11 protein-coding genes and 2 pseudogenes are annotated in these 21,878 nt (G+C 74.2%); 11 read left to right on the top strand and 2 right to left on the bottom strand.

Features of this window, described 5'->3' with window-relative positions; all coding sequences use genetic code 11:
* Window positions 1–163: 163 nt before the first annotated feature.
* The 4 genes and pseudogenes from ACFVHO_RS15590 to ACFVHO_RS15575 all read left to right on the top strand — a co-directional run.
* A complete protein-coding gene (locus ACFVHO_RS15590; RefSeq protein ID WP_385713801.1) occupies window positions 164–1,240 on the top strand; it encodes an alanine dehydrogenase in 1,077 nt (358 codons plus the stop codon).
* 219 nt (window positions 1,241–1,459) lie between these two features.
* Complete coding sequence (locus ACFVHO_RS15585) at window positions 1,460–2,899, top strand: FGGY family carbohydrate kinase (RefSeq protein WP_385713799.1); 1,440 nt, start codon at window positions 1,460–1,462, stop codon at window positions 2,897–2,899.
* 155 nt (window positions 2,900–3,054) lie between these two features.
* Entirely contained in the window at window positions 3,055–4,425 is a 1,371-nt protein-coding gene (locus ACFVHO_RS15580) for an FAD-dependent oxidoreductase (RefSeq protein ID WP_385713891.1), read from the top strand.
* 34 nt (window positions 4,426–4,459) lie between these two features.
* Window positions 4,460–5,437, top strand: a pseudogene (locus ACFVHO_RS15575) (FAD-dependent oxidoreductase); the annotation flags it as partial.
* Between the two features lie 53 nt (window positions 5,438–5,490).
* Here the strand turns inward: ACFVHO_RS15575 and ACFVHO_RS15570 are convergent.
* Window positions 5,491–5,802, bottom strand: coding sequence for a hypothetical protein (locus ACFVHO_RS15570; protein WP_385713797.1), 312 nt, complete (start codon window positions 5,800–5,802; stop codon window positions 5,491–5,493).
* A 154-nt stretch (window positions 5,803–5,956) separates the two neighbouring features.
* Between ACFVHO_RS15570 and ACFVHO_RS15565 the strand changes: the two genes are divergently transcribed.
* Complete coding sequence (locus tag ACFVHO_RS15565; RefSeq protein WP_385713795.1) at window positions 5,957–6,775, top strand: BTAD domain-containing putative transcriptional regulator; 819 nt, start codon at window positions 5,957–5,959, stop codon at window positions 6,773–6,775.
* A 30-nt stretch (window positions 6,776–6,805) separates the two neighbouring features.
* On the opposite strand, the gene ACFVHO_RS15560 is transcribed toward ACFVHO_RS15565, so the two are convergent.
* Window positions 6,806–8,332 carry an AMP-binding protein gene (locus ACFVHO_RS15560; protein WP_385713793.1) on the bottom strand — a complete coding sequence of 509 codons (1,527 nt, stop codon included), beginning with the start codon at window positions 8,330–8,332 and terminating at the stop codon, window positions 6,806–6,808.
* Between the two features lie 358 nt (window positions 8,333–8,690).
* On the opposite strand from ACFVHO_RS15560, the gene ACFVHO_RS15555 reads away from it, so the two are divergent.
* The 6 genes and pseudogenes from ACFVHO_RS15555 (at window position 8,691) to ACFVHO_RS15530 (ending at window position 21,861) form a co-directional block, all read left to right on the top strand.
* Entirely contained in the window at window positions 8,691–9,704 is a 1,014-nt protein-coding gene (locus ACFVHO_RS15555) for a 4-aminobenzoate N-oxygenase (protein WP_385713791.1), read from the top strand.
* Between the two features lie 51 nt (window positions 9,705–9,755).
* Window positions 9,756–10,820, top strand: coding sequence for a 3-deoxy-7-phosphoheptulonate synthase (gene aroF / locus ACFVHO_RS15550; RefSeq protein ID WP_385713790.1), 1,065 nt, complete (start codon window positions 9,756–9,758; stop codon window positions 10,818–10,820).
* A gap of 280 nt (window positions 10,821–11,100) precedes the next feature.
* Window positions 11,101–17,400, top strand: a pseudogene (locus tag ACFVHO_RS15545) (type I polyketide synthase); the annotation flags it as partial.
* Window positions 17,401–17,464: 64 nt separating this feature from the next.
* Window positions 17,465–19,564: an aminodeoxychorismate synthase component I gene (gene pabB / locus ACFVHO_RS15540; protein ID WP_385713788.1), complete on the top strand. Its 2,100-nt coding sequence runs from the start codon at window positions 17,465–17,467 to the stop codon at window positions 19,562–19,564.
* Window positions 19,554–20,528, top strand: coding sequence for an aminotransferase class IV (locus ACFVHO_RS15535; RefSeq protein ID WP_385713786.1), 975 nt, complete (start codon window positions 19,554–19,556; stop codon window positions 20,526–20,528). Before pabB ends, ACFVHO_RS15535 begins: the two co-directional genes overlap by 11 nt.
* Window positions 20,529–20,625: 97 nt before the next feature.
* Window positions 20,626–21,861, top strand: a complete 1,236-nt coding sequence (locus ACFVHO_RS15530) for a cytochrome P450 (protein WP_385713785.1) — start codon at window positions 20,626–20,628, stop codon at window positions 21,859–21,861.
* Window positions 21,862–21,878: the final 17 nt, after the last annotated feature.

The following is a 21,878-nucleotide window of genomic DNA, read 5'->3' as shown; positions in this document are numbered from 1 at the left end:
AGCCACCCCGCCCCGGTGCCCAGACCACGCCGCAGAACAAGCTCAAGTGCCCCATGGCACGCCATCAGACCGACACCGACACATCCGGCGCTTCAACACCTGGCCGCCCTGAGAGCCAGCGCCGCTCACCTGTGATCCTGCACCTTCGAACGGAGAAACCGGCGTGCCCAAACTCACGGTCGGCGTCATCGCGGCATCCCACAAGGACAGCGACCAGCGCCTCCCCGTCCACCCCCAGCACTTGGCCGTTCTGGAGGCCGAGGTCCGCAGCCATCTGTACTTCGAAGCGGGCTACGGCACCGCCTTCGGCGCGACAGACCGCCACCTGGCGCGCCAGTCCGGCGGCACCTTCACACGCGCAGAGATCTTCTCCAAGTGCGATGTGATCCTCCTGCACAAGCCATCACTCCCCGACCTCACGGCACTGCGGGAGCGACAACTCCTCTGGGGGTCTCCTTACTTCGCGCAGGTCGACAACGCCCTCCGGGCAACCGTCGACCGACGGCTTGCCCTCATCACAGCCGAACCCACGACGCATGGGCCGCGCAGCAGTTCCTTCGACTCGCTGATGGGCTCGCAGCTGGATGAAATGGCGGGATACAGCTCGGTGACGAACGCCCTCACGTGTATCGGCAGGACCGGCCACTGGGGCCTGCCACTGCGCGCGGTGGTCATCGGCCACGAGGCTGCCGGCAAGGGAGCCCTCAAGGCCTTACGGGCACAGGGCCTCACCGACATCACGCTCGTCACCACATGCTTCCCGGCCACCCTCGACGAGCCGCTCGACGCAGTGCGCAAGGCCCAGCTGGTGGTCGACGACAACGGAAGACTCCACGCTGTCTCGGCCACACACCAGACCGAACTGGCTGAGCTGCTCGCGTGCCACGATGTCATCGTCGACTGCCTCCGCCAGGACACCCGCGCACCCTTGACGTTCCTGACCAAGGACCAGACGGCCATGCTGGAGCCAGGAACGCTCATCGTGGATGTCTCACGCGACCACGGGACGGGCTTCGGCTGGGCAAGACCGACCACGCTCACCCACCCCCTGTACCAAGTGACCGACTGCGTCCGGTACTACGCCGTCAAAGACAGCCCCGCGCACCTGTGGAACTCGGCGACCTGGCTGCTCAGCACAGCGATCCTGCCCTACCTCGGCCGAGTGATAAGAGGTGAGGCGCACTGGGACCTCGGCACGACACCCGACCGAGCCGTCGAAGTCCGCAGCGGCGCGCTCTGACGGACTCCTGCGCATAGGGGTCACCGCTGACATCGGGCGTGGCGTCACCTCGCGTACGACTGGTCACCGCCCGCCGGTCAACAACACCACCGATTGCGGCATTTGGCGCATGCGCCGACCCTTGACGGCCCCGCGCCCCCTGTAGCAGGCTTCCGCGGTGATCAAGACTGACCGCGGCCCGTGCCCCGCCGCCCGCCCGCCCCGCCGCGGAGCGCGGCGATGACCGGCCCGGTGCTCGCCGTCGACCAGGGCACATCCGGCACCAAGGCGCTCGTCGTCTGCCCGGAGCGCGGTGTGATCGGCTCCGGCACCGCGCCCGTGCGCCCCCGCCATCTGCCCGGCGGCCGCGTCGAGGTCGCGCCCGACGACCTGCTGACCTCCGTGCTCGACGCCGGTCGCGAGGCGCTCGCCCGCGCGGGCGAGCCGGTCGCCGCCGTGGGACTCGCCAACCAGGGCGAGACGGTGCTGGCCTGGGACCCGGAGTCCGGTGAGCCGCTGACCGACGCCCTGGTGTGGCAGGACCGGCGCGCCGAGGACCTGTGCGCGGAGCTCGCCGAGCACGCGGACGAGTTGAAGTCGCTCACCGGCCTGCCGCTCGACCCCTACTTCGCCGCCCCCAAGATGGCGTGGATACGCCGCCACCTCACCCCGCGCGGCGTGGTCACGACCAGCGACGCCTGGCTGACGCACCGCCTCACCGGCGCCTTCGTGACCGACGCGGCCACCGCGGGCCGCACCCAGCTCCTCGACCTGGACTCCGCGACCTGGTCGCCGCGCGCCCTCGACGTCTTCGGACTCGGCGCCGAACGGCTGCCGCGCGTCGTCGACGCCGCCGAGCCGGTCGGCACCACCACGGCGTTCGGCGCCGCGATCCCGCTGACCGGGCTCCTCGTCGACCAGCAGGCGGCGCTCCTCGCCCAGGACGTCACCGAGCCCGGCAGCGCCAAGTGCACCTACGGCACCGGGGCGTTCCTGCTCGCCCAGACCGGCACGAGCCCGCGCCGGGGCGACTCCGGCCTTGTCGCGTGCGTCGCCTGGCGCCTGGACGGCAACAGCAGCTACTGCCTCGACGGGCAGGTCTACACCGCCGCGTCCGCCGTGCGCTGGCTCACCGACCTCGGCGTCATCGGCGGCGCGCAGGACATCGACCCGATCGGCTCGGCCGTCCCCGACACCGGCGGCGTCACGTTCGTGCCCGCGCTCGCCGGGCTCGCGGCGCCCTGGTGGCGCGGCGACCTGCGCGGCTCCCTGACCGGCCTCGGCCTGGACACCACGGCCGGACACCTGGTGCGGGCGCTGTGCGAGGGCGTCACGGCGCAGGTCGCCGAGCTCGCCGACGCGGTGGCCGCCGACCTCGGCGAGCCGCTGCGGAGCCTGCGCGTCGACGGCGGCCTGACCCGCTCGGACCTGCTCATGCAGACCCAGGCCGACCTGCTCCAACTGCCCGTGGAGGTCTCGGCACTGCCCGACGTCACGGCCCTCGGCGTGGGCGCGGTCGCCCGTCTCGGCCTCGACCCGGCGCTCACCCTGCGCGACGTCGTGCCCGACTGGCGCCCGGCCGCCGTCTACGAACCGAGGATCGGCGCCGACGAGGCGGCCGCCCGCCGAGAGGCGTTCCGCGCGCAGGTGGCGGTCCTCACCGAACGCACACCGTCGTGAGCGGGGCCGGGGCGCCCGGGAGCGGCGGACCCGGCCGCGTCACCCGCGCCGGAAGCCTGCCGCCCGCGCCCGCCGCGTCGGGGCGGGCATCGGCATCGGCGTCGGCGTCGGCGCACGAGGCTTATGAGGCCCACGAGGCCTACGACGTCACCGTCATCGGCGCCGGAGTCGTCGGCACCGCCATCGCCCGCGAACTGGCCTGCCACTCCCTCCGCGTCGCCGTCGTGGAGGCGGCGGACGACGTGGGCGAGGGCACGTCCAAGGCCAACACGGCCATCCTGCACACCGGGTTCGACGCCGTGCCGGGCTCCCTGGAGGCCCGCCTGGTCCGGGAGGGACAGCGCCGCCTCACCGCGTACGCAGCCGAGTGCGGCATCCCCGTGGAGCGGGTCGGCGCGCTCCTGGTCGCCTGGGACGAGGAGCAACTGGCCGCCCTGCCCGCCCTCCGGGCCAAGGCCGAGCGCAACGGCTACGACCGGACGGCCCTCCTCGACGCAGCCGAGCTGCGCGCCCGCGAACCGCGCCTCGGCCCCGGCGCCCTCGGCGCCCTCGCGGTGCCGGACGAGAGCATCATCTGTCCCTGGACGACCCCCCTCGCGTACGCCACCCAGGCCGTGCGCTCCGGCGTGGACCTGCACCTCGACTGCCGCCTGACGGACGCCGGTGCGGACCCGCCCGGCGACGGCCCCCGCGTGCTCACCACGAGCCGCGGCGAACTGCGCACCCGCTACCTCGTCAACGCCGCGGGTCTGCACGCCGACACCGTCGACCGCATGCTCGGCCACGACACGTTCACGGTCACCCCGCGCCGCGGCCAGCTCATCGTCTTCGACAAGCTCGCCCGCGATCTCGTGCACCACATCCTGCTGCCGGTGCCGACGGCGCTCGGCAAGGGCGTCCTGGTCGCCCCGACGGTGTACGGGAACGTACTCCTCGGTCCGACGGCGGAGGACCTGGACGACAAGCGGGCCACCGGCACCACGGCCGACGGGCTCGCCTCCCTGCGCGAGCGCGGCGCACGCATCCTGCCGGACCTCCTGGACGAGGACGTCACCGCCGCCTACGCGGGACTGCGCGCGGCGACCGAGGACGACGACTACCGGATCCACCCCTGGCCCGAGCAGCGCTACGTCACCGTCGGCGGCATCCGCTCCACCGGTCTGACCGCGTCCATGGCCATCGCCGCGCACGTCACCGGTGTGCTCGCGGACTGCGGCCTCGACCTCGGCGCGCCCCGTGAGTTGGCGCCCGTCACCATGCCCAACCTCGGCGAGCGCTTCCCGCGCCCCTATGAGCGGGCCGACCTGATCGAGGCGGACCCCGCGTACGGCACCCTCGTCTGCCACTGTGAGCGCGTCTCCCTCGGGGAGATCCGCGACGCCCTGGCGAGCACCGTGCCGCCTGCCTCCATGGACGGCCTCCGCCGTCGTACCAGGGCCCGCGGCGGCCGCTGCCAGGGTTTCTACTGCGGCGCCGCGGTCCGTTCCCTGCTCGGAGGGCGCGAGAGCGTGGAGACACGACGATGAGGGTGATGAGTGTGATCAGGGCGGGGGCACCGCGATGAGGCGCGAGCGCACTGTGGACGTGCTGATCGTCGGCGCCGGTCCCGCCGGGCTCGCGGCCGCCGCCGGGCTCGCGGCGGCGGGTGTGGGCCGCGTCGAGGTCTTGGAGCGCGAGGAGCAGGCGGGCGGCGTGCCCCGCCACTGCCACCACGGAGGCTTCGGCGCCCGCACCTTCGCCGGACTGACGGGACCCGGCACGAGCGGGCCGCGGTACGCGCGCGCCCGCGTCGACGCGGCCCGCAGGGCGGGCGTCCGCGTGCGCACCGGCGTCACCGCCACCGGCTGGGCAGGACCCCTCACCCTCGACACGACCTCGCCCGGCGGCCTGGAACGCCTCACCGCGCGGGCCGTCGTCCTCGCCACCGGTGCCCGCGAACGCCCGCGCGCCGCACGCCTCGTGCCCGGCGGCCGGGCCGCGGGCGTCTACACCACCGGTGAACTCCAGCAGGCCGTCCACCTGTACGGACAGGACGTCGGCACGCGGGCCGTGGTGGTGGGCGCCGAACCCGTCGCGTACGCGGCGCTCGACACGGTCCGGCGCGCGGGGGTCGCCGTGGCCGCCCAGGTGACGGCGGCGGAACGGCACGGCGGCACGCCCTGGCGCGCGGCCGGGTCCCGGCTGTGGCACGGCGTTCCGCTGCTCACCGGCGCGGTGGTCACCGAACTCGTCGGCAGGGGGCGGATTTCCGCCGTACGGCTGCGGCACCGCACCGGGCTCTCGGCCCAACTGCCCTGCGACACCGTCGTCTTCACGGGTGACTTCGTACCCGATCACGAACTGGCACGCCGGGGCGGGGTCCCGCTCGCCCCCGGCACGCGGGGGCCCGCGATCGACGCGGACTTCCGTACGGAAGTCCCCGGCGTCTTCGCGGTCGGGAATGTGGCGCACGCCGTCGAGCCCGCGGCCGCGGTGGCCGCTGAGGCGTGGCGGGCCGCCGGGTCGGTGCGCCGATATCTTCTCTCCGGACACTGGCCGTGCGTGGTGCGCGGGGTGTGAAGACCGTCGGCGTCTTCCTGGCCGAATCACCGTTACTGATCTGAAGAATCGTTATTCGGCAACATGATGGAAAAGGTTGTTTCTTCAAGCGCGTTGCTGACCTGAATTGCACGCCCGACTTTAATGATCGGCGCGCGAATGTGTGCGGGTTTGATCGAGGCGCGCGGCGCCCGCGCGTGGAGCGATGATCCACGGGGCGTAATCCCAAGATCCGCAACAAGGTTGCGTAACGTTCCAACGTAGCCCAGGCCCGAGCGGCGGTGGAACCGCGTCTTTGCGCCATCAGGACAGGTCGTTGGCAAAAGCGAGCAAAGGGAGTGCGTCAAAGAGTAACGCGCGGTCATAGTGGGGAATGTCTCCCTCTCTTTACTCATGCGGCACACACGAAAAGTCCAGGCGTGGCTCGGCCAACCTGGACCGGTGTGTTGACGTCATTCTGACCAGCAGTTGGGGAGACCGGTGGCCATTGAAAAACAGTGTTGCCAGGGGGAGAGCGTGATGTCTGTGAAAACTGTTACGCATTTGACAGGTGAGTTGTCATTCAACATCCTCGGGCCACTGGCGGTGTGGGCACCCGCGGGCCCCCTGCCCCTCGGCCCGGCGCGACAACGTGCCGTGCTGTCAACTCTGTTGCTGGCACCCGGGCAAGTGGTGGGCGCGGAACGGCTCACCGAGGCGATCTGGCCCGCCGGACCACCTGGCAACGTGGTTGCCAGCCTGCACAGCTACGTCTCCCATCTGCGCCGTCAACTGGAACCTGACTGCCCGCCCCGGGGACGCAACCGGATCCTGCGCAGGGAGTCGCACGGATACGTCCTCGCCGTGGAGCGGGACCGCGTCGACGCCTGCCGCTTCGAGACCCAACTGCGCGACGGACGCGGGCTCTTGCGCAACGGCAGGTACGCGGAGGCGAGCCGTGCCCTCGGTGCGTCGCTGGCCCTGTGGCGCGGCGCGCCCTACGCGGAGCTAGGTGACTACGAACCGGCCGTGCGCGAGGCGGCCCGCCTGGAGGAGCTGCGCCTGATGACCTGGGAGGCGCTGTGGGAGGCCGAGCTGGCCTGGGGCCGGGACAACGGCACCGCGGTGGCCGAACTCGCCGCGCTCAGCGCGCGGTACCCCAACCGGGAACGCCTCGGCTGGCTCCTGATGGTCGCGCTCTGCGAGGTGGGCCGGCAGGCCGAGGCGGTGCGGGTCTACCACCGCATCCGGCGGGCCCTCGCGCAGGAGCTCGGCGTGGACCCGGGACGGGAGCTGCGGGTGCTGTTCACACGGATCCTCCGTGACGAGTCCGTCGGACGGATGTGCCTGCAGCACTGACGGCACCCGCCGGGGCAGGGCCGGGCGTCGTCAGTTGATGCGCCGGTCCTGACCGATCCAGTACGGCTCCCTGAGCCTGCTCTTGCGCACCTTGCCGTTGGTGGTGCGGGGCAGGGCGCCCGCGAAGTCCACGGACGTGGGCGCCTTGTAGCGGGCCAGGTGCCGCTTGCAGTGGGCGATCAGCTCCTCCTCGGTGAGCGCGGCTCCCGCGGCTCCTCGTGCGGGCACCACCACCGCCTTGACGGTCTCGCCCCAGCGCTCGTCCGGCACCCCGATCACGGCGGCCTCGGCGACCGCCGGATGGCCGAGGAGGCAGTCCTCCACCTCCACCGAGGACACGCTCTCACCTCCGGTGACGATGACGTCCTTCAGCCGGTCGAACAGGACGAGATGCCCCTCGTCGTCGAACTCCCCCACGTCACCGGTGCGGAACCACCCCTCGTCCCGGGCCGCTTCGTCGGCCGCCGCGTCCTGCCAGTAGCCGTCGAGCACCATGTTGGAGCGGGCGAGGACCTCGCCCCGCGCCCCGGTACGGAGCCGTACGCCCAGAGCCGGAGCCCCCGCCCTCGTCAGGCCCCCGCTCCCGGGCGCGCCCGGCGGGCGCCGGTTGAAGGTGAGCATCGTCGTCTCCGTCAGGCCGTACACCTGGTGGAACTCCCAGCCGAGCTCGTGCTCCACCTGGCACACCAGGCGCTCGCTGACGGGCGCGCCCGCGCACACCACGCGCACGCTGCCCCGGCCCGGGACCTCGCCCGGCCAGCTCCGCGCCGCCCGCAGCACGGCGTCCCACACGGCGGGCGCCCCGAACGCGAGGGTCACCCCGTGCTCCTGGACCCGCCGCAGGATCTCCGCGCCGTCGATGCGGCGCTGCAGCACCTGCTTGGCGCCGAGCCCCGCGAGCAGGAACGGCACCCCCCAGCCGTTGCAGTGGAACGTGGGCAGGGTGTGCAGATACACGTCCTGCTCCCAGATCCGGGCGTGCACGCCGAACGTCATCGCGTTGAGCCAGATGTTGCGGTGCGTCAGGGCGACGCCCTTGGGGCGCGCGGACGTCCCCGAGGTGTAGTTGAGGGTCGCGACGGCGTTCTCGTCGGGCCGCGACCACGGGCGCGGCGCCACGTCGTACCGCATGACCTGGGCGTCGGTCTGCTCGCCGAGGACGAAGCGCTTCGGCCCCTCGACCGAGCCGAGCGCGGCCTCGACGTCGGGGTCGACGAACACGACCGAGGCGTCGCACTGCCGCACGATGTACGCGATCTCCTCGGGCGTGAGCCGGTAGTTCACCGGTACGCAGATCCGGCCGCTCGCCGGGATCGCGTAGAGCAGCTCAAGGAGCCGGGCCGAGTTGGGGCTCACGACGGCCACCCGCTCGCCCTCGCCGATGCCGAGCGCGTCGAGCCCCGCCTGCCAGGCCCGCACCCGCCGCAGCAGCTCGCCGTACGTCGTCGTCGGCACCGGGCCGGCCGGCTGGTCCGGCTCGTCGACGAGCGCGACCCGGGTGGCGGCGGCCGTCTCGGCGCGGTCGAGGAAGTCGGCCATGGTGAGCGGAACGAGCATGAGACGTCCTCACGGTGGCGTCGCCCGGCACGGTGCCGGGGACTGGGCAGACGGCATACGGACGACGGACGACGGACGACGGAGAAGGTCCGAGACTCTGGAGAACCGGAACTCCGGAGAAGCGGGAAAAGCTGGAAGAGGGCTCCTGGGAAGACGCGGCGCGTCGGGTGCGCTCCGCGCGCGGGGGACACCCCCGGGGGCGTCCGGGCCCGCGTCACCGCGGCGCCCGCCTCATCGTGGCATCCCGCGTCCGCATCCAGAAGTCCGTCCGGGCGGTGCCCAAGTCGCGTTCAAGAAACCGCCAAGAGCGGCCGGTGACGATGCAGCCGCATCGCGGACCACGAGGCCGGGAGGGCTGATGCGCGAGGAGTCGGGCTTGATGACCACCTGGGCGGCCAGAGGGTGGGCCGAGGAGGACGGCATCGGCAGCGAGACCCTGCGCCGCCTCGTGGCCGCCTGGCCGCGGCGGGCCGCGGTCACGACGAGCCCCGGCGCCCTCGACGAGCCGGGCGGGTACGACGCCGGGCTGCCGGACTACCCGCTGCGGATGGTGCCGTTCGCCGAACACCCCCGGTTCCTCGCGGCCGCCCCCGAACGCCGCGAGCGGGTCCTGACGGGCCTGTGGATCGGCTACAACGAACGGGTCATCGCCACCGAACACCTCATAGCGGAGCCCGCGTTCGACCTCGTCATGCGCGGTGTCTTCCCCGGCAGCGACCACCCGCTGATGCGCCAGGGCGTGCAGCAGGCCGTCGTCGACGAGAGCTTCCACACGTACATGCACATGCTCGCCATCTCCCGCACCCGGGAGCTGCGCGGCGTGCGCAGCCGGCCCGAGCAGCCCGAACTCGTCACCTACCGGCGGCTGCGCGCGGTGCTCGCGGCGATGCCGGAGCAGTGGGAGCGCGACGTCGCCGTCCTGGTGTGGGGCGCGGTGGCCGAGACCTGCATCAACTCCCTGCTCGCGCTGCTCGCCAGGGACGACTCGATCCAGCCCCTGCACTCCCTGATCACCACGCTGCACCTGCGGGACGAGACGGCACACGGCTCGATCGTCATCGAGGTCGTCCGGGAGCTGTACGCCCGCATGAACGCCGGGCAGCGCGCCGTCCTGGTGCGCTGTCTGCCGCTCGCCCTGGAGGCGTTCGCCGAGCAGGACCTCTCCACGATCCGGCTCGAACTGGTCACCGCGGGCATCGAGGGCGCCGACGAGATCGTGGCCGACCTGCGCGCGACGCCGTCGGGGCGGCGCCTCGTCCGCGACTTCTCCGGCGCCCAGCGGATGGCCGAGCAGCTGGGCATCGCCGACGCGGTCGACTTCGACTTCCCCGAACGGCCCGAGTGGTCGCCCGGCGTCGGGCGGCAGCGATGAGGCTCCCGGACCCGGCCCCGCACCGCCGCCACGGCGCAGAAAGGTGACCCGATGATCGTTGCCCGCCTCCATCCCGACGTGCCGATCGACGAGCGGAGCCGACTGACCTCGGCGTGGCGCCACCGCGGCCACCGGTCGTTCCACTGCCGGGCCGGACGCCACACCCTGGTCACCTTCCCCGACCTCGCCGCGGCCTCGCCGGAGGGCCGGGAGTTCATGGACCTGCTGCGCGCCACCAGCGGGGTCGAGTCGGTCGTCGACAGCACCGACGCGCCGCCGCTCGGCAGCCTGGCCGCCACGGGCGAGCCGAGCGCCGTACGGGTGTCGGACGACTGCACCGTGGGCGGCGGGCGCTTCACCTGGATCGCCGGGCCGTGCGCCGTGGAGAGCGAGGCCCAACTACTCGGCGTGGCACGGGCCGTGCGGAAGCGGGGCGCGCACCTGCTGCGGGGCGGCGCGTTCAAGCCCCGCACCTCGCCGTACGCGTTCCAGGGGATCGGCAAGGACGGCCTCGACCTGCTCCGCGAGGCGTCCGCCGAGACCGGGCTCGGCGTCGTCACGGAGGTCGTGGACGCCGCGCACGTCGAGGCCGTCGCCGAGGTCGCGCACGTCCTGCAGATCGGCTCCCGCAACGCGCAGAACTTCGCGCTGCTCCACGAAGTGGCGCTCACCGGCCGCCCGGTGCTCCTGAAGCGCGGCTTCGGCTGCACGGTCCCGGAGTGGCTGAACGGCGCCGAGTACCTGCTCGCGGCGGGCAACGGCAAGGTGCTGCTCTGCGAGCGCGGCGTCCGCGCCCACGGCGACTCGACCCGGTTCACCCTGGACATCAGCGCGGTGCCGCTGGCGAAGCGGCTCAGCCACCTTCCCGTGATCGTCGACCCCAGCCACGCGTGCGGCCGCAGCGACCTGGTGGCCCCGCTCGCCGCGGCCGCCGCCGCTGCCGGGGCCGACGGCGTCATGGTCGACGTCGACGGGGCCGGGCACGCGGCGTTGTGCGACGGGGAACAGGCCATCACGCCGGAGGCGTTCGGGGCGCTCGTCGAGCGGACCGACCGGATGCTGCACAGCCTCGACGCGGCGGAGCCGGACGCGGCGCGGGCGCTGGCGCGGCGATGAGCCCGGCGTCGTCCGGGAGCGCCCCGCACAGCCCGGACACCCCGACGGCTGCGTGCCGTCCCGCGATGACACCGACGGCGACCAAGCCGCCTGCGGCGGTCATGCCGGTCACGCCGCCTGTGCCGGTCACGCCGACCGTGCTGGTCACGCTGCCTGTGCCAGTCGCGCCGATCACAACCCCGCCCGGCCCGACGGCGTACGGGACGTCCCGTAGCGCCGTCGCACCCGTTCCCGGCCGCCGTACCCCGCCAGGAAGGAAGCAATGATGGAGTGGACCGAGGGACGCGACCGGTCGCTGCGAGAGCGCCTCACCGCCGCGCGCGACGCGGAGCGGCGCCGGATCCTCCTCGACCTGATCCGCACGCACGCCTCCGCCTCCCTGGACCGCGCCGAGCAGGTGCCGCTCGACCCCGGCCGGGCCTTCGGCGCCCAGGGCATCCGGGGGCGGGCCGCGGCCCGGCTGCGGGAGCGGCTGAGCGAGGCCACGGGCGGCGCCCTCTCGGCGACCGCCCTCTTCGACCACCCGACGCCCGGCGCCCTCGCCGAGCACCTGTGCGCCCTGCTGCTCGGTGAGCGTGCCGCATCCGGCCCCGGCGCGGGGACCGGCCCGTCCGCGGGGCAGGACGAGCCGATCGCGATCGTCGGCATGGGCTGCCGACTGCCCGGCGACGTGGCGTCGCCGGACGACCTGTGGCGCCTGGTGCGCTCGGAGACCGACGCGATCTCCGAGTTCCCGACCGACCGCGGCTGGACCGTGGCGTACGACCCGGACCCCGACCACATCGGCACGACGTGCACCCGGCACGCCGGATTCCTCTACGACGCGGCCGACTTCGACGCCGGGTTCTTCGCGATCAGCCCGGGCGAGGCCGTCACCATCGACCCGCAGCACCGGCTGCTCCTGGAGACGTCCTGGGAGGCCGTCGAGCGGGCCAGGATCGACCCGTCCACGCTGCGCGGCAGCAGGACCGGCGTGTTCGTCGGCATCATGTACAGCGAGTACGGCGCCCGCATCCGGCACGTGCCGCCGAGCGCCGAGGGCTACCGCGTCGTGGGCAGCATGCCCAGCGTCGCCTCGGGGCGGCTCGCCTACACCCTCGGCCTGGAAGGCCCCGCGGTCACCGTCGACACCGCCTGCTCCTCCTCGCTCGTGGCCGTCCACCTCGCCGCCCAGTCGCTGCGCGAGGGCGAGTGCACGCTCGCCGTGGCCGGTGGCGTCACCGTGATGGCCACGCCCTGGGGCTACGTCGAGTTCAGCAGGCAGCGCGGGCTCGCCCCCGACGGGCGCTGCCGGTCGTTCTCCGCCGACGCGGCCGGGAGCAGCTGGTCCGAGGGCGTCGGCGTGCTGGTCCTCGAACGGCTCCGTGACGCCGAGCGCAACGGGCACCGCGTCCTGGCCGTGGTGCGGGGCTCCGCCGTCAACCAGGACGGCGCGTCGAACGGCCTGACGGCGCCCAACGGCCCGGCCCAGCAGCGGGTGATCCGCCAGGCCCTGGCGCACGCGGGCCTGTCCACGGCGGACGTGGACTGCGTGGACGCGCACGGCGCGGGCACCCAGCTGGGCGACCCGATCGAGGCGCAGGCGCTGCTCGCCACGTACGGCAAGGATCGGCCGGACGACCGGCCGCTGTGGCTGGGCTCGCTCAAGTCCAACGTCGGCCACACGCAGGCCGCGGCCGGGGTGGCGGGCGTCATCAAGATGGTGATGGCGATGCGCCACGCCGAACTGCCGCGCAGCCTGCACATCGCCGAGCCGACTCCGCACGTGGACTGGTCCTCGGGCGCGGTCCGGCTCCTGACGGAGACCACGCCCTGGCCGAAGGTCGACCGGCCGCGCCGCACGGCGGTCTCCTCGTTCGGCGTGGGCGGTACGAACGCGCACATCATCCTGGAGCAGGCGCCACCGGAGGCCGTCGGGAGCCCTGGGGCGGGCGAGGGGGAGGGGGGCGTCGCGGGTGCCTCGGACGCTTCGGACGCCCTGGACGCGTCGGGCGCGTCGGGGGCGTCGGGCGTGGGGAGCACACGTGGCACGGGCCGGACGGAGCACGCTGGCCACGTGAGCCACGTGGGCCGTACAGAGCACGCGGACCACTTGGGCCGTGCGGTACACGCGGGCCCCACGGAAGACCTCGCCGACGCCGGACCCCGCCCCCTGCCCTGGCTCGTCTCCGGCGTCGGGACGGCGGGCCTGCGCGCCCAGGCCCGGCGTGTGGCGGAGTTCCTTGCACCGGACCCGAATACGCCGGGCTCGGGCGCACCGGGCTCGCACGCACCGGGCTCGCGCGCACCGGGCTCGCACGCGTCGGGCTCGGACGCACCGGACCCGGACGTGGATGTGCCGGACGCGGACCTGGCGTACTCGCTGGCGCGTTCGCGCGCGGCTCTCGCGGACCGAGCCGTCGTCGTGGCCGCGGACCGGGCCGGGGCCCAGGCGGCCCTCGCCGCGCTCGCGGACGGGGAGCAGGGCCCGCACGCGGCGCTGGGCACGGCGACCGCACGCGACCGCGTCGCGTTCGTGTTCCCCGGGCAGGGCTCCCAGTGGCCGGGCATGGCGGCGGAACTGATGCGTACGTCACCGGTGTTCCGGGAGTCGATCGAGGCCTGCGCCGAGCAGCTCGCGCCGCACGTCGACTGGTCGCTGACGAAGGTCCTGCGGGGCGAGTCCGGCGCACCCACCCTGGACCGCGTCGATGTCGTGCAGCCCGCGCTGTTCGCGGTGATGGTCTCCCTCGCCGCGCTGTGGCGGTCCTTCGGCGTGGAACCGGCCGCGGTCGTCGGGCACTCGCAGGGCGAGATCGCGGCGGCCCACGTCGCGGGCGCGCTCTCCCTGGAGGACGCGGCGCGCGTCGTCGCCGTCCGCAGCCGGGCCCTGCGGGTCCTGGCCGGGCGCGGCGGCATGGTCTCGGTGGTCGCCCCCGTCGACCAGGTGCGCCGCAGCATCGCGCCGTGGGGCGGTGCCGTGTCCGTGGCGGCGGTCAACGGGCCGCGGTCCGTGGTGATCTCCGGGGAACCGGCGGCGCTCGACGAGGCGCTCGCGGCGTTCGACGCGGGCGGGGTGCGCGCTCGCCGGATCGACGTGGACTACGCGTCGCACTCGGCGCAGATCGACGAGATCCGCGAGACCCTCCTGACGGCGCTGGACGGCGTCAGGCCGCGCCCGGCGACCGTGCCGTTCTACTCGACCGTGTCCGGCGAACCGGTCGACACGACGGCCCTGGACGTCGCGTACTGGGTGCGCAACCTCCGCGAGACCGTCCAGTTCCACCGCACGGTGGAGCGGCTGCTCGACGACGGCCACAGCACGTACGTCGAGATGAGCCCGCACCCCGTGCTCACCGTCGCCGTCGAGGAGACCGCCGAGGCGGTGGGCCCCGAGCGCGCCGGTGACGTCCTGACCGTCGAGTCGCTGCGGCGCAACGAGGGCGACCTGGCGCGGCTGCTCACCGCGGTCGGCGAGGCCCACGTCCACGGCGTCGCCGTCGACTGGCAGGCGGCGTTCGGCCACGCCGGGCCCCGCCTGACGGACGTCCCGACGTACGCCTTCCAGCGGTCCCGCTACTGGCTGGAGGACGCGGCCGCGCCGGAGGCCGACGTGTCGACGGCCGGTCTGGACGGCGTCGACCACCCGCTGCTCGGCGCCGCCGTCCCGCTGGCCGACGGGACCGGGGGTCTGCTCTGCACTGGGACGCTGTCCGCGCGGACCCACCCGTGGCTCGCCGATCACGCCGTCGCCGACATCCTCGTCGTACCGGGCACCGCGCTGGTGGAGGCGGCGCTGCAGGCGGGTGCGCAGGCGGGCTGCGACGTCCTCGAAGAGCTGGTCCTCGAAGCCCCGTTGATCCTGCCGGAGGAGGGCACGGTCCGGCTCCAGCTCGCCGTCGGCGGACCGGACGACTCCGGGCGGCGCGGCCTCACCCTGCACTCCCGGGCGGGCGACGCCCCCGCCGACGCGCCCTGGACCCGGCACGCCGAGGGCACCCTGACGCACGGCGGCCAGCACCCGCCGAAGCCATCGGCACAGTGGCCGCCGACCGGCGCGCGGGAGATCGAACTGGACGACTGCTACCGGGAGTTGGCCAAGTCCGGGCTCCACTACGGTGGCGCGTTCCAGGGGTTGGTGCGCTGCTGGCGCCTCGACGAGGGTGACGGCGGCGTCAGTGCAGGTGCAGGTGCAGGTGCAGGTGCAGGTGCCGGTGCTGACGGCGGACCGGGCGCCGCTCCGGCATCCGAGCTGTACGCCGAAGTCGAACTCCCCGCCTGCGCGGGCGGCGCCGACCGCTACGCCCTGCACCCCGCCCTCTTCGACGCCGCCCTGCACGCCGCGGCCCTTGTCGCGGCGCCCGGCGCCGCCCCCGGCGAGACCGTGACCCGGCTGCCGTTCTCCTGGAGCGGCGTGAGCGTGCACGCCACCGGCGCCACCCGGCTGCGCGCCCACCTCCGCCTCACCGGATCCGGTGCCCTGTCCGTCACCGCCACGGACCCCGCCGGGCACCCGGTCGTGACGGTGGAGAACCTCGGCATGCGTCCGGTGGCCGCCGAGTCCCTGCGCCGGGCCGCGGCCACCGCCGACGCCTCGCTGCTGCGCCTGGAGTGGCGGCCCGCGGCACCGCATGCGCCGCGCGACCCGGAACCGGCCCGCTGGGCGTGGGTCGGGGCCGGGGCAGCCGAGGCGGACGACACGCTCGCGGCACGGGGCGTCCAGTGCGCCCGCCACCTCGACCCGGCGGCGCTGCGGGCCCACTTGGACACCGGCGGCGGCGCCCCCGACGTCCTCGTACTCGCGGAGCTTCCGGAGGTCGTGGCGGCCGAGGGCCTAGCGGCGGGAGGCCGGGACCGTACGGCCGCTGGGGACCTGGTGGCTGCTGGGGACCAGATGGCCGCTGGGGACGAGGTGGCCGATCGGGACCGTATGGTCACCCAGGACCCCGACACGGCCACCCAGGCCCGCACGGCTACCCAGAATCCCGACCTGCCCACCGCCGCCCACCGCGCCGTCCGCCGCGTCCTCGCCGCCCTCCAGGACTGGCTCGCCGACGAACGCCTCGCGGACACGCGCCTCGTCGTCCTCACCCGGGGCGCGGTCGCCCCGACACCCGGCACGCCGCCGGACCCCGCACTCGCCGCGGTCTGGGGCCTCGTCGCCTCGGCGCAGTCGGAGCACCCGGGCCGCGTCCGTCTGGTCGACGTCGACGGCCTCGACACCTCCCGGTCCGCGCTCGTCGACGCGGTGTCCGGCGACGCCGACCAAGTCGCCGTGCGGGACGGGTCGTTGCTCGTGCCGAGGCTCGCGCGCCTTGCGGCCGCCGCGCCCGGCGGCGGTGCGGCCTGGCGTACGGACGGGACGGTCCTGGTGACCGGCGGCCTCGGCACGCTGGGGCGTCTCGTGGTGCGGCACCTGGTGGTGACGCACGGGGTGCGGTGCCTCGTCGTGGTGTCGCGGTCCGGTGAATCGGCCGAGGGCGCCCCCGAGTTCGTACGGGAACTGCGTGCCGAGGGCGCCGACATCGACGTCGTGCGGGGTGACGTGGGGGACCGGGCCGTGCTCGCGGGCGCCCTGGAGACGATCCCGGCCGAGCGTCCCCTGACGGCCGTGGTGCACCTGGCCGGAGTACTGGACGACGGTCTCCTCGCGGACCAGACGCCGGAGCGCGTCGACCGGGTGCTTCGGCCCAAGGTGGACGGGGCCTGGCACCTGCACGAGCTGACGGCGGGCACGGACGTGGCGTTCGTCGCGTTCTCGTCCGTGTCGAGCGTCCTCGGACCCGCCGGGCAGGCCGGGTACGCGGCGGCCAACGCGTTCGTGGACGCGCTGATGGCGGCCCGCGGGGACGCGGGGCTCACGGGCCTTTCGCTGGGCTGGGGCCTGTGGGAGTCCCGGTCGGGCCTCACGGCGGGACTGGGGGAGACCGACCTGCGGCGGATGGCCCGGTCGGGCGTCAAACCGCTCGCCGACGACCAGGGGCTCGCCCTGCTGGACCTCGCCCGCGCCACCGGCGAACCCGTCGTCTTCCCCCTGCGCCTGGACCCGACGGGCCTGCGCGGCGGCCCCGGCGGCGACGTACCGCCGCTGCTGCGCGGACTCGCCCCCGCCCCCGTCCGCCGCGCCACCGTCGGCACCGCCGACATCGGGGCCGAGCCGGACGGCGACGCCCTGGCCACCCGCCTCGCGGGGCTCCCCGAGGGCGAACAGGACGCCCTCCTCCTCGACCTGGTGCGCAGCCACGTCGCGGCCGTCCTCGGCTACGACGACCCGCTGACCGTCGGCGAACGGCGCCCGTTCGCCGACATCGGGTTCGACTCCCTGCGCGCCCTGCAACTGCGCAACCGCCTCGGCGGCGCCACCGCCCTGCGCCTCTCACCCACCCTCGTCTTCGACTACCCGACACCGCTCGCCCTCGGCCAGCACCTGCGCACCCTGCTCCTCCCGGACGCGCCGCCACCGCCGCCGACCCGCCCGGACGCCGGTCCCGGTGCCGCGGACGCGCCCGCCCCGCACCAGCGCGACGAGGTGCCGGACCGACTCCGCTCGGCCTCCCGTGAGGAGGTCTTCGACTACATCGACAACCTGCTCGACGAGTAGGCCGTCTCCGGCGCGCCGAACCGGAACGATCCGGTCCCGCTCGAACCTGACAAGGAACCGCTCGATGCGTGCGCTGCTGATCGACAACTACGACTCCTACACCTACAACCTGTTCCAGCTCCTCGCCCGGGTGTACGGCAAGGAGCCGACCGTCCTGGTCAACGACGACGCGTCCTGGGCGAAGCAGGACCCGGCGGCGTTCGACTGCGTGGTGATCTCGCCCGGCCCCGGCCGGCCCCAGCGCCCCACCGACCTCGGCTTCTGCCAGGGCCTCCTGGACCGCTGGCAGGACGTTCCGGTCCTCGGGGTGTGCCTGGGCCACCAGGCCATCGCCCACCACTACGGCGGCGAGGTCGTCCCGGGCGTGCCGCGGCACGGCCATCTGACCCGGGTCAGGCACGGCGGCGAGGACCTGTTCGACGGCCTGCCGCAGCACTTCACGGCGGTGCGCTACCACTCGCTGCGCGTCACCGAACCCCTGCCGCGGGGCCTGCACGCCACCGCCTGGGCGGAGGACGGGACCGTCATGGCGCTGCGCCACGACGAACTGCCGCGCTGGGGCCTGCAGTTCCACCCGGAGTCCGTGGCGAGCGAGTGGGGCGCCCAGCTCCTGCGGAACTTCGCCGAACTCATAGGCGGCCACTACGCCGCCCCACCACCGGAGTACGCGCCCTGGGCCCGCCCGCCCGAGACCGCCGGGGCCGCGCGCCTCGACCTGACCGTCGAGGTCGTCGACCGGGCCGTGGACACCGCGGCGCTGTTCACCACGCTGTTCTCCGGCAGCGAGCACGCCTTCTGGCTCGACAGCAGCGCCCCCGGCGTCGGCGGCTCCCGCTTCTCCTTCCTCGGCGACGACTCCGGCCCCCTCGCCGAGACCCTGACGTACCGGACCGGCGAGAACGCGGTCACGGTCCGCGACGCAACCGGCGAACGCACCGAGGACGGCACCATCTTCGAGGTCCTCCAGGACCGCCTCCGCGCCCGCCCCGTCGGCGCGGCGGACCTCCCCTTCGACCTCAACGGCGGCTACGTCGGCTACTTCGGGTACGAGCTGAAGGCCGAGTGCGGCAGCCCCAACGTCCACCGCGCCGAGACGCCGGACGCCGTGTGGATGTTCGCCGACCGGCTGCTCGCGGTGGACCACCAGGAGGACCGCACCTACGTCCTGGCCCTCAGCGGCCCGGGCCCCGACGAGGCCGCGCCCGCCCGCTCCTGGGTGGCCCGGACGGCCCGCCGCGCCCGCGGCCTGCCGGACGCCGCTCCCGCGGGCGGCCCCGCCCCGGAGGCCGGGGCACCGGCGGACGCGGCCGTCCTCGCCCGCGCCCGCGCCGACTACGTCGACGACATCGAGGACTGCCTCCGGGAACTGCGCAGCGGGGAGAGCTACGAGATCTGCCTGACCAACCGCATCCGGCTCCCCGCCCTGCCCGACCCGCTCGACTACCACCTGCTGCTCCGGCGCCTCAACCCCGCGCCCTACAGCGCCTATCTGCGCCTCGGCCCGGTCGGCGTCGTCTGCTCGTCCCCGGAGCGGTTCCTGCGCGTCGACCGCGACGGGACCGTGGAGAGCAAGCCGATCAAGGGCACGGCGCCCCGCGGGGCCGACCCGGCGAGCGACGAGCGGCTGCGCAGGTCCCTGACCGCGTCGGCCAAGACCCGCGCCGAGAACCTCATGATCGTCGACCTGCTCCGCAACGACCTCGGCCGGGTCTGCGAGGTGGGCTCCGTCGACGTGCCCGCGTACATGGTCACCGAGTCGTACGCGACGGTGCACCAGCTCGTCACGACCGTACGCGGCCGACTGCGGCGCGACGTGGACCCGGTCGCCTGCGTCCGCGCCTGCTTTCCCGGCGGCTCGATGACGGGCGCCCCGAAGCTGCGCACGATGGCCATCATCGACCGCCTGGAGCAGGAGGCGCGGGGCATCTACTCGGGCACCATCGGCTACTTCGGGCTCTGCGGCGGCGCCGACCTCAACATCGTGATCCGCACCGCCGTGACCTCCGGCACCGGCACGGTCATCGGCGCGGGCGGCGCGATCGTCCTCGACTCCGACCCGGCCGACGAATTCGACGAAGTCCTCCTCAAGGGAAGGGCGTTGGTGCGGGCGCACGCGCTGCTGACCGGGGCGGCGGAGCGGGAGGAGGAGCCGCGTGACGGATGAACGGGAGGGAGCGGGGGCGGCATCGGCAGCGGTGGGTGCGGCGCCGACCGGCTCGGCGCCGACCGGCACGGCGCCGACCGGCTCGGCGGCGGCCAACACGGTGGTGACGGCGACTGGCGCTGTGGCGGCTGCGACGGCCGCGACGGGGGAGGGCGCGCGGCCCGTCGGTCCGGGTGTCGCGCGGCTCGACGGCAGCCCCGCCACCGCCGACGACCTGGCGGCCCTCGCCCTCTACAACTACGGCCACTTCACCGCCCTGCGCGTCGAGCACGGCCGCGTCCGCGGGCTCGCCCTCCATCTGCGGCGCCTCGCCGACGACAGCCGGACGCTGTTCGCCGCGGAACTGGACACCGGCGCGGTGCGGGCGGCGCTGCGGCGCGTCGCGGAGCGGAGCGAGGGGCCCGTGACCGTGCGGGTCACCGTGTGCGCCCCGGAGATGAACCTGGACTGCCCCGACACCCTGACCCCGGTCGCGCTGATCAGTACGCGCCCCGCACCACCGGACGTACCGCCCCCGCTCCGCCTGGCCACCGCCTCCTACGTCCGTGACCTGCCGGAGGTGAAGCACACCTCCCTCTTCGGCACGCTGCGGCTGCGCCGGGACGCCCGGCGGCGGGGCTTCGACGACGCGCTGCTGCTCGACCCCGGCGGCCGGGTCCAGGAAGGCACCACCTTCAACGTCTGCGGCTGGGACGGGGCCCGGCTCCTGTGGCCCCGGGCGAGCTGCCTGCCCGGCGTCACCGCGCGCCTCCTGCGCGAGGCGGCCACCGCCGCCGGCGTACCGGCCCTCGACGCGCCCGTCACCCGGCACGAACTCGGCGCCCTGCGCGGTGTGTTCGCGACCAACGCGGCCTTCGGCGTGCGCCCGGTCGCCGCCGTCGACGGCACGGCCGTTCCCGTGGACCCCGAACTCCTCGCGACCCTGCGGGCTCTGTACGCCGAGGTGCCCGCCGAACCCCTGTGACCCAAGATCCAAGCCGACTCCAAGAAGGCACCAAGAGCCACTGAACAGAATGCGGTGCGGCAGCGCACCCGCCTTTTCGCCGAGGGAAGGACCGAGTATGTCGACCGTCGCAGAGTCCGGGACGTCATGGCAGGACCTGCCGTTCCTGGACATCACCGTGCCGGATTTCGCCTGGGACTCGCCCGAGGTGGCCGAGGCCAGAGAGCGGTCCTGGGTCGCGGGCACCCCACTGGGACTCCTCGTCCTGCGGTACGCCGAGGCCCACAGCCTCTCCCGCGACCCGCGCCTCGTCTCGGGCTTCCGTGACGTCGTGGACCTGGTCGGGCCCTCCGAGGGTCTCGTGCGCGAGTTCATGCGCGACTTCATGCAGAGCCTGGAGGGCCCCGACCACCGCAGGCTGCGTGGCCTGGTCACGCACGCGTTCACGTCCCGCCGTATCACCGCGCTGCGGCCGTTCATCCGCGCCACCGCGGAGCGCCTCGCCGACGAACTCGCCACCGGGGGAGAGCGCGACTTCGTGGCCGCGTTCGCCGACCCGCTGCCCGCGGCCGTCGTCTGCGAACTGCTCGGCTTCCCGGCGGAGGACCACGCGGTCGTCGGCCGCTGGTGCAAGAACACCAACCTGGTCCTCGCCCTCGGCCCCGACCAGAGCAGGGTCGGCGAGGTCGAGGAGGGCCTCGCGGGGATGTACGAGTACTTCGAGACCGTGATCCAGGAGCGCAAGGCGAACCCCGGCGACGACCTGTTCTCCGACATCCTGCGCGCACAGCAGGAGGACGGCGCCCTCGACGACCGAGAGCTGCGCACCCTCATCGCGACCCTGCTCGTCGCCGGATACCAGACCACGAGTCACCAACTGGGCCACGCCATGGTCGCGTTCGCCGCGCACCCCGAGCAGTGGCCGCTGCTGCGGCAGGGACCCGAACCGGTCACCCAGGCGGTCGAGGAGGTGCTGCGCTGGTGCCCCACCACGACGGTCGTGGCCACCAAGTCGGCGGCCGAGGACTTCTCCGTCAACGACCTGCGCATCCAGGCGGGCACCCCGGTCTGGCTGTGCGCGCACTCGGCGCAGCGCGACCCGCTGGTGTTCAAGGACGGCGACGCCTTCGACATCACCGTGAAGCGGGAGGCGTCCCCGCTGGCCTTCGGCGGCGGCGCGCACTACTGCCTGGGGGCGGCCCTGGCCCGCGTCGAACTCGCCGAGGCCTTCGACGTGCTCGCGGCCCGGCTCGGCCCGCCCGAGGTCGCGGGACCGATCACCTGGCGGCCCTCGACGGGGGTCTCCGGCCCCGACGCCCTGCCGCTGCGCTTCGGCGCCGCGCCCACCACCTGATCCCACCCGGCCCGGCG

The organism is Streptomyces sp. NPDC127108, assembly GCF_042677545.1.
In the GTDB taxonomy this organism is placed as follows: Bacteria; Actinomycetota; Actinomycetes; order Streptomycetales; family Streptomycetaceae; genus Streptomyces.
Note: the sequence above shows the minus strand (reverse complement) of the source record. Positions and strands in the feature narration are given on the sequence as shown.

What these genes read in the sequence shown, in the direction of transcription:
- ACFVHO_RS15585 (WP_385713799.1), top strand. Translation starts at nt 1,460, where the DNA reads ATGACCGGCCCGGTGCTCGCCGTCGACCAGGGCACATCCGGCACCAAG.
- ACFVHO_RS15570 (WP_385713797.1), bottom strand. Translation starts at nt 5,802, where the DNA reads ATGACCGCGCGTTACTCTTTGACGCACTCCCTTTGCTCGCTTTTGCCA.
- ACFVHO_RS15565 (WP_385713795.1), top strand. Translation starts at nt 5,957, where the DNA reads ATGTCTGTGAAAACTGTTACGCATTTGACAGGTGAGTTGTCATTCAAC.
- ACFVHO_RS15560 (WP_385713793.1), bottom strand. Translation starts at nt 8,332, where the DNA reads ATGCTCGTTCCGCTCACCATGGCCGACTTCCTCGACCGCGCCGAGACG.
- ACFVHO_RS15555 (WP_385713791.1), top strand. Translation starts at nt 8,691, where the DNA reads ATGCGCGAGGAGTCGGGCTTGATGACCACCTGGGCGGCCAGAGGGTGG.
- aroF (WP_385713790.1), top strand. Translation starts at nt 9,756, where the DNA reads ATGATCGTTGCCCGCCTCCATCCCGACGTGCCGATCGACGAGCGGAGC.
- pabB (WP_385713788.1), top strand. Translation starts at nt 17,465, where the DNA reads ATGCGTGCGCTGCTGATCGACAACTACGACTCCTACACCTACAACCTG.
- ACFVHO_RS15530 (WP_385713785.1), top strand. Translation starts at nt 20,626, where the DNA reads ATGTCGACCGTCGCAGAGTCCGGGACGTCATGGCAGGACCTGCCGTTC.